The 12,532-nt window shown below is 56.7% G+C and carries 11 protein-coding genes; 6 read left to right on the top strand and 5 right to left on the bottom strand.

Annotation, left to right across the window (positions count from 1 at the left end; genetic code table 11):
- A complete protein-coding gene (puuE, locus tag LC093_RS04290; protein WP_226662575.1) occupies nt 1-918 on the bottom strand; it encodes an allantoinase PuuE in 918 nt (305 codons plus the stop codon).
- Nucleotides 919-1,294: 376 nt separating this feature from the next.
- Here puuE and LC093_RS04285 point away from each other — a divergent pair, with 376 nt between their 5' ends.
- From LC093_RS04285 to LC093_RS04265, 5 genes are all read left to right on the top strand, one after another.
- Entirely contained in the window at nt 1,295-2,848 is a 1,554-nt protein-coding gene (locus tag LC093_RS04285) for a gamma-glutamyltransferase family protein (protein ID WP_226662573.1), read from the top strand.
- A gap of 14 nt (nt 2,849-2,862) precedes the next feature.
- The gene (locus tag LC093_RS04280) at nt 2,863-3,693 is read left to right on the top strand and encodes a sulfite exporter TauE/SafE family protein (protein WP_226662570.1); all 831 of its coding nucleotides are present in this window, start codon (nt 2,863-2,865) and stop codon (nt 3,691-3,693) included.
- Between the two features lie 34 nt (nt 3,694-3,727).
- Nucleotides 3,728-4,942 carry a pyridoxal-phosphate-dependent aminotransferase family protein gene (locus LC093_RS04275; protein WP_226662892.1) on the top strand — a complete coding sequence of 405 codons (1,215 nt, stop codon included), beginning with the start codon at nt 3,728-3,730 and terminating at the stop codon, nt 4,940-4,942.
- Between the two features lie 89 nt (nt 4,943-5,031).
- Entirely contained in the window at nt 5,032-6,057 is a 1,026-nt protein-coding gene (locus LC093_RS04270; RefSeq protein ID WP_226662568.1) for an adenosine deaminase, read from the top strand.
- Nucleotides 6,054-7,274, top strand: a complete 1,221-nt coding sequence (locus tag LC093_RS04265) for an allantoate amidohydrolase (RefSeq protein ID WP_226662564.1) — start codon at nt 6,054-6,056, stop codon at nt 7,272-7,274. Before LC093_RS04270 ends, LC093_RS04265 begins: the two co-directional genes overlap by 4 nt.
- Nucleotides 7,275-7,295: 21 nt before the next feature.
- Here LC093_RS04265 and LC093_RS04260 read toward each other — a convergent pair whose 3' ends face one another.
- From LC093_RS04260 to LC093_RS04245, 4 genes are all read right to left on the bottom strand, one after another.
- Entirely contained in the window at nt 7,296-7,931 is a 636-nt protein-coding gene (locus LC093_RS04260; RefSeq protein WP_226662561.1) for a TetR/AcrR family transcriptional regulator, read from the bottom strand.
- A gap of 63 nt (nt 7,932-7,994) precedes the next feature.
- Nucleotides 7,995-8,630 (bottom strand): uracil phosphoribosyltransferase, encoded by a 636-nt coding sequence (gene upp / locus LC093_RS04255; protein ID WP_226662559.1) that lies wholly within the window; start codon nt 8,628-8,630, stop codon nt 7,995-7,997.
- A gap of 25 nt (nt 8,631-8,655) precedes the next feature.
- Nucleotides 8,656-9,681: a cytidine deaminase gene (gene cdd / locus LC093_RS04250; RefSeq protein ID WP_226662554.1), complete on the bottom strand. Its 1,026-nt coding sequence runs from the start codon at nt 9,679-9,681 to the stop codon at nt 8,656-8,658.
- A gap of 13 nt (nt 9,682-9,694) precedes the next feature.
- Nucleotides 9,695-10,903 carry a NupC/NupG family nucleoside CNT transporter gene (locus LC093_RS04245; RefSeq protein ID WP_226662550.1) on the bottom strand — a complete coding sequence of 403 codons (1,209 nt, stop codon included), beginning with the start codon at nt 10,901-10,903 and terminating at the stop codon, nt 9,695-9,697.
- A 284-nt stretch (nt 10,904-11,187) separates the two neighbouring features.
- On the opposite strand from LC093_RS04245, the gene deoA reads away from it, so the two are divergent.
- Nucleotides 11,188-12,531, top strand: coding sequence for a thymidine phosphorylase (gene deoA / locus LC093_RS04240; protein WP_226662547.1), 1,344 nt, complete (start codon nt 11,188-11,190; stop codon nt 12,529-12,531).
- Nucleotide 12,532 lies beyond the last annotated feature (1 nt).

Here is a 12,532-nt window from a genome sequence, read left to right as displayed (position 1 = left end):
TTAATTGTCTTGTTTTTCTGGATGGTGGTGCTTGTGCCAGTGCCGGGCGATGTCTTCCCGCCGGCATACCCAGACACCGGATTTTCCCGAGATGTATTGCAGGAAACGTTTGAGTCCCTGAAGACGGCCCGGGCGGCCGATGATGCGGCAGTGCAACCCGATGTTTAGCATCCGGGGGAGGCTGGCGCCCTCCTCGTAGAGTGTGTCGAAAGAATCCTTCAGATAAGTGAAAAATTGCTCGCCAGTGTGGAATCCCTGCGCGGTGGTGAACCGCATATCGTTGCTGTCGAGCGTGTAGGGAATCACCAGATGTGGCCCGCGCGGCCCCTCGGTCCAGTAGGGCAGGTCGTCAGCATAGGAATCAGAGTCGTACAGAAAGCCACCTTGCTCCTGGATCAGCCGGCGGGTGTTGGGACTGTCGCGGCCGGTATACCAGCCCAGCGGACGGCTGCCGGTTACCTGCTGGTGTATTTCTATCGCCCGTGCAATTTGTTCGCGCTCTTCTTCCTCGTGCATAAACTGGTGGTCGATCCAGCGGTAGCCGTGGCTGGCGATTTCCCATTCCGCCTTCAACATTGCTTCTACCGCTTGCGGGTTGCGCTCTAACGCCATCGCAACACCGTAAACTGTGACCGGAAACCCAAATCCCCGGAACAGTCGCCACAGCCGCCAGAAGCCTGCGCGACTGCCGTACTCGTACAGGGATTCCATACTCATATGACGCATGGGAAAAGCCCGGGCACCGATGATTTCCGAGAGGAAGGTTTCGGAGTGCTCATCACCATGTAACACGCAGTTTTCGGCGCCTTCTTCGTAGTTGATCACAAACTGCACCGCGATACGGGCATTGCCCGGCCAGCGAACTTGAGGTGGTTCGGCTCCGTACCCGATCAGGTCGCGGGGGTAAGCTGTGTCCATAGATGGCTCCAGTTGCACATTACTGCGGTTTCTGAGAATAATGCAAAAAGCTGACCAACTAGATAGGTTTTATTTTTTCTGGAGAGGCCGAAGCGTGACCTTTGCCATCGCCATGCATCTGTGATTGCCACCATTTCGTGCAATATGGTTGTGCAAAAATCCCTGCAGTCGCTTTGTTATGGTGCGCAAGAGGCGGTTGCGCTAAGGCGGCACTACAGCGTGTAGTTATGGCCATAGTGTTGTATTTTCGAGTGATTTAAAAAATTAACCAATCGGACAGGAATTTGGCTCAGATGTTGCAGCCTGCAGCAGGGCGAAAGCTCGTGCCGCACCCGCGGTGAGGCTGCGAGACAAGAAAAACAGTCGGAAGTTATTCATGACAAACATTGCCTTTACCGCACCGCATTTCAAAGCAACAGAAGCGGGAATGGACATTCTGCGCAACGGTGGTTCCGCCGTGGACGCAATGGTGGCCGCAGCGGCTGCTATTGCCGTGCACTACCCCCATATGAACAGCCTTGGTGGTGATGGCTTCTGGCTGATCCAGCGCGAGGGAGAAGCGCCTATGGCCATCGATGCTGCCGGCTGTGCGGCTGCAGCCATCGATCCACAGTCAACACCGCCCAGCCGCGGTGCCGCTGCCGCATTCACCTCTGCCGGTACCGTCGCCGGTTGGCAGGCCGCACGTGACTATATAGGGCAGTTTACCGAGTTGCGGCCGTTGCAAACGCTCTTTGCCGAGGCGCGCCGCGGTTGTGAAGAGGGGATAGAAGTAACCGAAAGTCTGGTTGCTGCGCTGCAAAAATGTGAGGCAGAGGGGTGCGAGGATATTCAACAGCTTTACTACCCCGACGGAAAGCTGCCTGCTGTTGGCGCTCGGCTGCGTAACCCTCGCCTGGCAGTACTTTTCGAGCGACTGGCGGCAGAGGGGCTGGACAGTTTTTATCGCGGCTCCCTGGCGGAGGAAATGGCTGCGGCTCTGGAATCCGCTGGAAGTCCCTTACGGGCAACGGACTTCCACGATTGCCGTGCGGATCTGCAATCGCCACTTTCGGTAAAAACCTCTTTCGCTCAGCTGTTCAATCTTGGGGCACCTACCCAGGGCGTCGCTTCGCTGCTGATTCTTGCCATTTACGATCAGTTATACCAGGAGGACTGGGACGAGTTGCAGCGGGTGCATCACCTGATCGAAGCCACCAAGCAGGCGTTCCTGGTACGCGATCGCGAAGTGGCAGACCCGGCCAGCCTGAGCGATCAGTGGGAGCATTTGTTGCAGCCGGAACATATCCGTCAGCTGGCCGCGAATATCCGCGCAGATCGTGCGCGCCCGTGGGGCAAAGTGGCGGAACCCGGCGATACCGTATGGATGGGGGCACTGGACGGAGACGGTACCCTGGTAAGTTTTATCCAGAGTGTGTATTGGGAATTTGGTTCCGGTGTGGTTTTGCCGGAACTGGGTCTGGTGTGGAATAACCGCGGCCTGGGGTTTTCCCGCGACCCCGCTTCACGCAATTTCATGGCGCCGGGTAAAAAACCTTTCCATACCCTGAATCCGGCGATGGCGAGTTTTGCCGATGGCGGCCGCGTCGCCTACGGCACCATGGGCGGAGAAGGGCAGCCGCAGACCCAGGCGGCCGTATTCGCGCGCCGTTTCTATCAGGGGCTGCCACTGGCAGATGCCATTGCCGAAGGCCGCTGGCTGTTGGGGCGTACCTGGGGTGAGACATCCATGGACCTGAAAATGGAGCAGGCGCTCTATGAGCGTATCGGTTCACAGCTTGCGGATCTGGGACACGAGATACGGCCAGTACCGCAGCATATTGAAATGATGGGCCATGCCGGGGGTATTTATATTGATGCCAACGGCCGCGTCGAATGCGCGACAGATCCGCGCAGCGACGGCCTGGCTCTGTGTGAAACCCTGGATTAAAAGCGGATAGTTTGATGTTTGCGGAAACTCTTATTCAATGGCTACCAGTGATTGTCGCACTGGTATTCACCGGCGTTGTCGCGGGACTGTTGGCCGGGCTGATCGGCGTTGGCGGCGGTATAGTGATTGTGCCGGTGCTGTTTTTCGTCTTTCAGTGGCTGGGCGTTGGAGCAGCCACGGCCATGTCTGTGGCAACCGGCACTTCGCTATTGATTATTGTCGCCACCAGTCTGTCTTCAGTGCGCGCGCATCACCAGCACGGAAATGTGGATGCAGAAATCCTGAAGCGCTGGGCACCGTTTGTTGCCGTGGGGGTTATCGGTGGTGTGTTGCTGGCGACCCATGGCGGAGGTGTGTTGGCCTCGGGGATTTTTGGTGCGGTGGCGCTGCTGGTGGCACTGAATATGTTGTTGCGGGCCAATGCCACAGCGCTGGCTGAGCGCCTGCCCGGGCGTCCAGCGCAACGGGGAATGGCCGCCGTGATCGGCTTGCTGTCATCGGTGATGGGCATTGGTGCCGGTACCTTGGGAGTACCGCTGTTGACCGCGTTCAATACACCAGCGCACCGCGCAGTGGGCACCGCTGCGGCACTGGGTTTTGTGATCGCGCTGCCCGGTGCGCTGTTGATGTTGCTGTTGGGGGAAACTCCGGCGGATGCGCCGGAAGCGACCTACGGCTTTATCAACCTGCCGGGCTTTGCATTGATTGTACCGCTGTCGGTGGCTCTGGCTCCGGTCGGGGTTTGGCTGGGCTCGCGTCTTAACGGCGCAGCGCTGAAGCGGGTTTTTGCGATTTTCCTTTTTTTGAGTGGTACACGGATGATCTACCAGGCGGCCATTGGGTGAGTACACGGTGATGCAGGAATCAGACAAAGTGAATATGAAACCTTTTGTTCCCCCGCCCCGGCTGCTGATGGGGCCCGGTCCCATCAGCTGTGATCCGAGGGTGCTGCGGGCCATGTCGCAGCAGCTGGTGGGGCAGTTCGACCCGTCCATGACCCATTGCATGAACGAGACCATGGACCTCTACCGCGGTGTTTTCCAGACCGAAAACCGCTGGACTTTCATGGTAGACAGCACCGCCCGCGGAGGTATCGAGGCGGCACTGGTATCACTGTTGAAGCCCGGTGAGCGGGTGCTGGTACCGGTGTTCGGGCGCTTCGGCCTGCTGCTGCGGGAAATTGCCGAGCGGGCCGGAGCCGAGGTGCACTGTATTGATTTTGAGTGGGGCCGGGTGGCGGAACCGGAACAGATGGCTGCGGCCATCGACAGGGTGAAACCGGATCTGGTGGCACTGGTGCAGGGGGATACCTCCACTACCATGTGTCAGCCGCTGGCAGACATCGGCCAGTTGTGCCGGGAAAAAGGGGTGCTTACCTATTGCGATGCCACAGCGTCCATCGGCGGCAATCCGTTTCTGACCGATAACTGGGGTATTTCCGTCGTCTCCGCCGGTCTACAGAAATGCCTGGGTGGCCCGTCTGGCATCGCGCCAATTACGCTTAACGACGATGCGGTAGCGCGGATCAACAGCCGCCGTCACGTGGAAGCGGGTATACGAGCGAGCCACCATCGCGATGCCGCCGGCGAGCGTATCGGCTCCAATTATTTCGATCTGGCGATGATCATGGATTACTGGGGCGAGGAGCGGCTCAATCATCATACCGAAGCCACCAGTATGCTTTACGCAGCTCGGGAATGCGCGCGCCTGTGTCTGGAGGAGGGCGGAGAAAACGTAATCGCCCGTCATCGCCGTGCCGGTGCTGCGATGGCCGCTGGCCTTGAAGCCATGGGGCTCAAACTCTTCGGGGATTCGCGTTATCGCATGAACAATGTGGTGGGGGTATATATTCCGGAAGGTGTGGATGGGGAAAAAATCCGCGCACAGTTGCTACAGGATTTTGCCATCGAGATCGGCACCTCTTTTGGTCCGCTGCACGGGCGCATCTGGCGTATCGGTACCATGGGCTACAATGCGCGCAAAGACGCGGTTCTGCAGACACTGGCCTGCCTGGAGCAGGTGCTGATTCTGAACCGGGTCGCTATCAATAGCGGCGATTCCATTGCGGCTGCATTGGATATATTCAAATCGTAAGAGCCTGCTTTGCTTGCAGGCGAACATTTCATCCCGGGAGTTGCAGCGCTTGCTAGCAGGCTCCTGTGGGTGTCCGGATATTGGAAAAAATGGTGAGAGAAAACAACAATTTTGAAGACTGGCTCCGCGCAGCCCCGAAGGCAGAACTGCATCTGCACCTGGACGGCACTCTGGAGGCTGGCCGCCTGTTGCAGCTGGCGGAGAAAAACCGTGTGCAGCTGCCCTATAAATCCCTGGCAGAGATCGAGGCCGCCTATCGCTTTGAAAACCTGCAAAGCTTTCTCGACCTCTACTATCTGGGTGCCTCGGTGCTGCGGGATGAGGAGGACTTCTACCATTTGATGATGGACTATCTGCAGCGTTGCCGGCAGAACAATATTGTCCACACCGAAATCATGATCGAGCCGCAGACCTACCTGCCAAACGGTATCGACTTTCCGGTATTTATGGCCGGTTTCAAGCGCGCCATCGCTGAGGCCCGCAGCAGCTGGGGCCAGTCTGTACAGCTGATTTTGAGTTTTCTGCGTCACCTGCCGGAGTCTGAGGCGCTGGCCGTGCTGGATCAGGCGGAAGCATATCGGGACGATTTCGTTGCCATCGGTCTCGCCAGCAGTGAGCAGGGTAACCCACCGCAAAAGTTTACCGAGCTCTATCGTCGCGCCCGCGAGCGCGGTTACCGTCTTACCGCGCACGCAGGCGAAGAGGGTCCGCCCGCCTTTATTTATTCCGCGCTGCAGGATTTACAGGTAGAACGCATCGACCATGGTGTTCGCTGTGTGGAAGACGACGCGCTGGTGGAATGGCTGCGCGAGCGCGGCGTTCCGCTGACGGTCTGCCCGCTGTCCAATGTGCGTCTGTGCGTGTTTTCGGAAATGAAGCAGCACAATATTTTGCAGCTGCTTGAGCGCGGGTTGATGGTAACCGTCAATTCCGATGATCCCACCTATTTCGGCGGCTACATGAACGATAACTTTATCGCTATGCACCGCGCGCTGAATCTCAATCGTAGCCAGGCCCTGCAGTTACTGCGTAACGGCTTTGAAGCCAGCTTTCTCCCCGAGGCGGAAAAGACGGCGCTGTTACAGCAGCTCGACGATTTTGCGGAGGCCTCGTGAGCGCCGAGCGTCTGTTGCAGCGCTGCGATCTGCTCGCGGCCATCAGTGCCACCGAGGGTTCTATCTGTCGCACTTATCTGACGGATGAGCACCGCCGCTGCAATCAGCAGGTAATGCAGTGGATGTATGAGGCGGGAATGGAAACCCGCACCGATGCCGCGGGCAACTGCTGGGGGCACTACGCCGGCAGCGATGCGGATGGGCAAACCCTGGTGTTGGGTTCTCACCTGGATACGGTGCCGGGTGCTGGTCGCTACGACGGTATTCTCGGTGTGCTGGCTGCCATTGAGGTAGTGTCGCGCTTTCACCACCGCGGCAAACGTTTTCCGTTTCACATTGATGTGGTTGGTTTTGCGGATGAGGAAGGCAGCCGCTTTGGCGCCACGCTGCTGGGTAGCCGCGCCGTTGCCGGCCAGTGGGATCCGGGGTTGCTGGAATTGCGTGATGCCGATGGGGTTTCCATGGCCGAGGCTTTTACCGCTTTCGGTCTGGACCCAACAATGGTTGCTACAGCCTCCCGTGCCGGGGAATTGCTGTTGGGCTACTGGGAACTACATATCGAACAGGGGCCGGTGCTGGAAGAGCGCGACCTGGCACTGGGGGTGGTGACGGCCATCGCCGGTGCGCGGCGCCTGCAGTTTACCCTGCAGGGGCGCGCCGGGCACGCGGGCACCGTGCCGATGACCATGCGCCAGGACGCGCTGCTGGCAGCGGCGGGTGCGGTGCAGCTTGTGGATGCTGTCGCGCGCCGCTGTGGCGTTGTGGCAACCGTTGGCAAGATCGAAGCGCAACCGGGATCAGTCAATGTGATTCCCGGCCGCTGTGAATTCACTCTGGACATCCGCAGTGGTGAAGACCTGGTTCGTGACTGCGCCCTGGCAAAAATCATCGAAGGTATTGAGTCCCTGTGTGATCGCTCGCAGGTGGCTATGGAGTACCGTGAAATTCACCGTGCACCGGCGGTGGCCTGCGCTCCGCGATTGCGCGAAGCCGGCAGCCGTGCGCTGGTGCACTGTGGGCAGCAGGATTTTTCCCTGCCAAGCGGCGCAGGCCACGATGCCATGGCCATGGCAGCGGCGACCGATGTGGGGATGCTGTTTTTACGCTGCGCAGCAGGGATCAGTCATCACCCGGATGAGTCCGTTGATGCCGGGGATGTGGCGCTGGCGTTGGATGTGCTCGAAGCTGCGGTCGAGGATATGGAAACGTTGAGCTGAAATAGCGGCGCAGGAACGCCGCTATTGTAATACTCCATGCAAGATCATCCGGCTCACATCTTCTATGGCCTCTTCCCGCTGTGCCACAGTCAGACGCTTGTTGTCATTCAAAATCCGGATCTGATAGTCATAATCCGCGTAATATTGGGTTGTGGCCCAGATCATATTGAGCATGCTCTGTGGGCTGACGGCCTGGATTTTACCCTCGTCGATCCAGGTCTGGATCCGCTGTAGCACCGTGTCATCCCAGGAAACCAGTGCCTTACGGATCTCTTTACCCATGACCGGACCGCCCTGGATAACCTCCATGGCCCACATTTTGGAACCCTTGGGGCGGGTAAACGAATGCTCCATTTTGGCTCGGATATAGGAGCGCAGGACTTCTTCGGGGTCTGAAGAGCGCTGGAAAATTTCCGCGTCTTTTTGCCAGCCTTGCAGGATGTCCTGCAGTACTACGCTATAGAGATCCTGCTTGGTCTTGAAATAGTAATGCACGTTGGCCTTGGGCAGGCCAGCTCGATCAGCGATTTCCTGGGTTGAGGTTCCATTAAATCCTTTTTCTGAAAACAGTGCTTCCGCCGCGGCGATGATCTGGCGGGTGTTGGCTTCGCGAATGCCTGACTTCCTTGTGGTGCCTGGCTTTTTGTTATCGGACATAAATAATTCGGTCATACAAAAAACTGGTTGCGGGTGATTCTCTCACAAGCGACGGAGGGACCGCTATTTGCCAGTGCCAAACAGGCGATCCCCCGCATCACCAATGCCCGGAAGGATATACCCTTTGTCGTTGAGTTCCCTGTCCAGAGCGGCCGCATATACTGTTACATCGGGATGTTTTTCAGCCAGCAGGGACAGCCCTTCCGGGGATGCCAGCAGGCAAATAAAGCGGATATTCTTGGCCCCATGCTCCTTGATCTTGTCCAAAGCGGCACAGGCAGAGTGACCAGTGGCTAGCATCGGGTCAACCACCAGGCATAAACGATTGGACAGTTGCTTGGGTGCCTTGAAGAAATACTCCACCGCTTCCAGTGTCTTGCTGTCCCGATAAAGGCCGATATGGCCAACCCGGGCGGATGGAACCAGTTCCAGCAACCCGGATAGCAGTCCATCGCCAGCACGTAAAATGGAGAACAGGCAGAGTTTCTTACCTGACAGTGTCGGAGCATCCATCTCCTCCAACGGGGTTTCGATATTTTTACTGGTGATTGGCAGGTCCCGCGTTGCCTCGTAGCCCATCAGCAGGCTGATTTCCTTCAGCAGTAGACGGAATTTTCCAGCCGTTGTGCCTCGATCGCGCATGATCGTCAGCTTGTGCTGGATCAATGGGTGGTCGATCAGGATAAAATTTTCGTTCATTTCACGATCCCCTGTTTCTTGGCCTTTATTCAAATCTATCGAGCGGATCAGTTGCGCCGTCGATTGCTCGGGATGGGTAATACTCTGGTACAAGGTTTGGCGCAATTGACGAGAGTAGGGTGGCTACCAGTTCTCGTTGGCTGATATCGGCTGCTGTCTCAACCAGTACGCAGCGGACAATCTTGTGCAGATTGCCGGCTGTAGTTCTCGGGTCGCAAGCCATTCGCATATTCGACAGTGCAGCGTGTAACGGTGAAAGTCCAGGGTTGTGCGCCGCGTTTTCCGCGTAGCTACCCGAAAAGATCGAGCCGTCGTGCATCAGTAGTGCGCAGCCTGCATAGTTTTTGGTATAGGGGGCGTAAGAATAGCTTGCAGCTTCCAGAGCCTTGAGAATCAATGCGTCGATTGCACCGAACTCAAGCTCAAGTGGTGATGGGGTAGTGTTTACTGCCATCATACCGCCCTTGTGCCCCAGGTCTGCGGGACCGAACGCGCCCGGAAGAAGTTCGGTAATGCTTGTTTCCCGGCAATTTCCTTCTGTGCCGTCGGGAAAGATGACTTTGAGCGAATTGGGTCCGTAAAGTTCGTATAAAAACTGACGGCAATGCCCGCAGGGTGGTGCAGAAACAGCGATGCTGGTGATATCTGGTTCGCGATTTTTCCACGCATTGGCCACCGCGGCCTGCTCGGCGTGCAGGCTGTGACATAGGGCTCGCTGGGGAAATTCCATATTGGCGCCAAGATACAGTGCTGCGTACCCATTTGCGTTTTGTCGTTGGCCGCGAACGACTGCACCCACGTAATAGCCTGATACCGGTGCCTCAGCGTAGGCGGCAGCCAGCGGAATCAGCCTTAGCATCAGGCTTTCGGTATCACTATCCAGCTCTTTGCAGATGTGCTGTACCAGGTCCGCCGGCACAATACCGCCACCACCAATAACCCGTTCCAGCTCTATACAAAGATGGGTAGGGAATCCTTGCAGTGCCTTTTCGACAATAGGGGAGCTATCTTGCGAAAGGTCTGGCGAGATATCTTGTGTGTGGTTGTGCATATTATTGCTGGCATCAAAGAGAGATAAAGAACCCGGCCAGTGCCGCGCTCATCAGGTTGGCGAGGGTGCCCGCGAGAACCGCCTTTAGCCCCATGTGGGCGATTTCAGCGCGGCGCGACGGCGCCAGACTGCCGAGGCCGCCCAGTAATATGGCGATCGAGGAAAAATTCGCGAAGCCGCACAAGGCAAAGGTCACTACCACCTGAGCATGAGGGGAAAGCGCCTCCTTGTGTTCGACGAAATCCGCGTAGGCGACGAACTCATTGAGTACCAACTTCTGTCCAATCAGACTGCCAGATACCATGCTTTCGGGCCAGGGGACACCCAGTAAATAGGCGATGGGCGAGAAAACTGTGCCGAGAATGCCCTGCAGGGTTACCTCGGGTAGCCCGAACCAGCTGAAAATACCGCCGATGGCGCCATTAATCATTGCGATCAGTGCGATAAAGGCGATCAGCATTGCGCCAATATTGAGCGCAAGCTGCATGCCGCTCAATGCGCCACTGGCGGCGGCATCGATGACATTGGCTGGACGTTCGCCTTCATCAAAGTCAACTTCCAGGTTTGCTTGCCGCAGGCTTTCTTCCTCCGGAACCATAAGCTTCGCCATCAGCAGACCACCGGGTGCGGCCATAAAGCTGGCCGCAATCAGGTACTTCAAGTCCACTCCCATATTGGCGTAACCCACCAGGAGTGAGCCAGCGATGGAAGCCATACCACCCACCATTACGGCAAACAGTTCTGAACGGGTCATTCCAGCGATATAGGGGCGGATAATCAAAGGCGCTTCTGTCTGGCTGACAAAAATATTGGCGGTGGCAGAAAGAGACTCGGAGTGGCCTGTTCCCAGTATCCGGTGAAAGAAAGTGCCTATAACACCGATTATCTTTTGCATGATGCCCAGATAGTAGAGCACGGCTACCAGTGAGGAGAAAAAAACCAAAACGGGAAGCACGTGAAAGGCAAAGATAAACCCGAGCTTTTTCTTACCGATTTCGCCGAACAGGAAATTAATACCTGCATCGCCATAATCGATTACATGCTGTACTCCCTCGGATACGGAAGCCAGGGCAGCTTGACCGGCGGGGACGTAGAGCACGAGGGCGGCGAAGCCGGCTTGGATAGCGAAGGCCGCACCAACGGTGCGCGGCTGGATAGCTTTGCGGTTTTCCGAAAACAGGACTGCAATTACTACCAGGGCAATCATCCCGATCAAACTCATATGTGTGCCTGCTGGAGCTGTATTGCCCCTTTATTTTCTTCTTTAGAGCTAGAGGATCAAAGCCCTGGTTGTTAAAGCTTACTCCCGGGCGCCTTTTTAATCTTATTGTAAGTTGACCTTTTGGTCAACTATTGGCGGTTTGGCAGCGTGTCGAAAACACCAAAAACCGACGCCAGGTAACTATTTGGATCTGCAAAAAGTAGACCAGTTGGTTAGGATTGACTTATGATGCTCTGATTCATAAGCGCTGAAGTTAAATCGCAATACGAAGGGATTACACGATAATGCTGGCCCAGGAAATCATCCACGAAAAACGTGAAGGCAAGTGTCTCTCTACAAGAGAAATCGAATTTTTTATTGAAGGTATGATGGATGAAAATATCACCGAAGGCCAGGTGGCTGCGCTGGCAATGGCGGTTTTTTTTCAGGGCCTGGAGCGATCTGAAGCCGTAGCGTTAACCCGGGCGCTGCAGGGCTCTGGAACCACTCTCGGCTGGTCCGCGCTTGACCTTCCTGGGCCTGTTGTCGACAAGCATTCTTCTGGAGGCGTGGGCGATAAAGTTAGTCTGATGCTGGCGCCGATGCTCGCTGCCTGCGGTACTTTTGTGCCGATGATATCTGGCCGTGGCCTTGGTCATACCGGAGGAACCCTGGATAAAATGGATAGTATCCCCGGTTACAATACGAGCCCGGATATCCCCACTTTTCAGCAGGTGGTCAAGCGAGCAGGTTGTGCCATAGTCGGGCAGACCGCGGAACTGGCGCCCGCAGATAAGCGCCTTTATGGTATCCGCGACGTCACGGCTACGGTGGAGTCCGTTCCACTGATTACTGCTTCTATCCTTTCCAAAAAACTTTCGGCCGGGCTCGACAGCCTCGTAATGGATATCAAAACCGGCAGTGGGGCCTTTGCAGACAATTTCCCAATGGCGGTAGAACTCGCCACTAGTATCGTTGAAGTGGGTAAGGGTTTGGGATTGCCGATCTCCGCACTCATTACCGATATGTCTCAGGTGCTTGGCCCTACCGCTGGCAATGCCCTGGAAGTTCGGGAGGTAATTGACTATCTCCGCGGAGACTTCCGCGATCCGCGTCTGCACGAGGTGGTCATTGGCCTCGGGGCGGAGTTGTTGCAATTGAGTGGTCGTGTTGATCGGCTTCACGATGGGGCTGCCATGATGGAGCGGACCCTGGACACCGGTGCAGCCTGCGAGTATTTCTCCAATATGGTGGTGGAGCTGGGTGGCCCGGCAGACTTGCTGGACCGGCCGGACAAACACCTGACTGCCGCGCCGGTCGTTGTGCCCGTGTATCCACAAGTTCCGGGCGTAATTACTGAAATCGACGTGCGTGCAGTTGGCAACACGGTGGTAGAGCTCGGAGGCGGTCGTCGTCGCGCCTGCGATCCGGTCGACCATCGAGTGGGCCTGAGTGCAATCCGTGCACCGGGCGACACCGTGAGTGCAGACACACCTCTGGCGATGATCCATGCCGCCACCGAAGTGGATGCGGAAAGAGCCCGCAAACGCTTGCATCAGGCATTCAGCCTGGATGATCTGGACACAGGAGTCGATGTGAAACCGCACCCTGTGATTCTGCAACGGTTTGGCGGGTGCGAGAAAAACTGAT

The sequence above is a fragment of the Microbulbifer aggregans genome (assembly GCF_020524005.1).
GTDB lineage: Bacteria > Pseudomonadota > Gammaproteobacteria > Pseudomonadales > Cellvibrionaceae > Microbulbifer > Microbulbifer aggregans_A.
Note: the sequence above shows the minus strand (reverse complement) of the source record. Positions and strands in the feature narration are given on the sequence as shown.